The sequence below is a fragment of the Cupriavidus sp. YAF13 genome (genome assembly GCF_052113425.1).
Lineage (GTDB): Bacteria > Pseudomonadota > Gammaproteobacteria > Burkholderiales > Burkholderiaceae > Cupriavidus.
In genome coordinates, this window is the sequence record NZ_JBFRDD010000147.1 from 1 (window position 1) to 1,046 (window position 1,046).

Annotated in this window: 1 protein-coding gene; it reads right to left on the reverse strand. The window is 70.2% G+C overall.

All coding sequences use genetic code 11. The features are described 5' to 3' along the window. Positions 1-1,046: hypothetical protein (locus AB4061_RS40545; protein ID WP_441641655.1), on the reverse strand; the 1,046-nt coding region annotated here is incomplete at both ends.

Consider the following 1,046-nt stretch of genomic DNA (forward strand, 5'->3'; position numbering starts at 1 on the left):
GCCCCGACCAGCCCCGACCACCAGCGAGGCCAGGCCATTGCTGTCGCCGGCCAGGCCGTTGACCGTGGCACCGAAGTTCAGCGCGATGGCCGCGCCCTCGACTCCGCTCTCGGCCACTGGCGCCAGGCTCGGCGCCAGCGGATTGACCGTCACCGYCTCGGTCGCGGTGGTGGTGGTGCTGAGGTTGCCCTCGCCGTCGGTGGCGGTSGCCGCCACGCTCAGCGTGAAGTTGGCGTCGTTGGTCGGCGTGATGGTCAGGCTCGACAGGGTCCAGCCATGGACATCGACCGCGCTGTGGCCGGCCGAAGCGGTGAAGCTATGACCACCCGCACCGTCGCTCACAGTGGCACCGACCGGGATCGCCCCGACCACCAGCGAGGCCAGCCCGTTGCTGTCGCCAGCCAGGCCATTGACCGTGGCGCCCAGATTCAGCGCGATCGCCGCGCCCTCGACTCCGCTCTCGGCCACTGGCGCCAGGGTCGGCGCCAGCGGGTTGACCGTCACCATCTCGGTCGCCGTGGTGGTGGCGCTGAGGTTGCCCTCGCCGTCGGTGGCGGTCGCCGCCACGCTCAGCGTGAAGTTGGCGTCGTTGGTCGGCGTGATGGTCAGGCTCGACAAGGTCCAGCCATGGACATCGACCGCGCTATGACTCGCATCGGCGGTGAAGCTGTGACCGCCCGCGCCGTCGCTCACAGTGGCACCGACCGGGATCGCGCCGACCACCAGCGAGGCCAGGCCATTGCTGTCGCCGGCGAGGCCGTTGACCGTCGCGCCCAGATTCAGCGCGATCGCCGCGCCCTCGACTCCGCTCTCTGCCACTGGCGCCAGGCTCGGCGCCAGCGGATTGACCGTCACCGTCTCGGCGGCGGTCGCGGTGGTGCTGAGGTTGCCCTCGCCGTCGGCAGTAGTGGCCGCCACGCTCAGCGTGAAGTTGGCGTCGCTGGTTGGCGTGATCGTCAGTGAGCCTAGCGTCCAGCCATGGACGTCGACCGCGCTATGACTTGCATCGGCGGTGAAGCTGTGGCTGCCATCGCTCAACGTGGCCC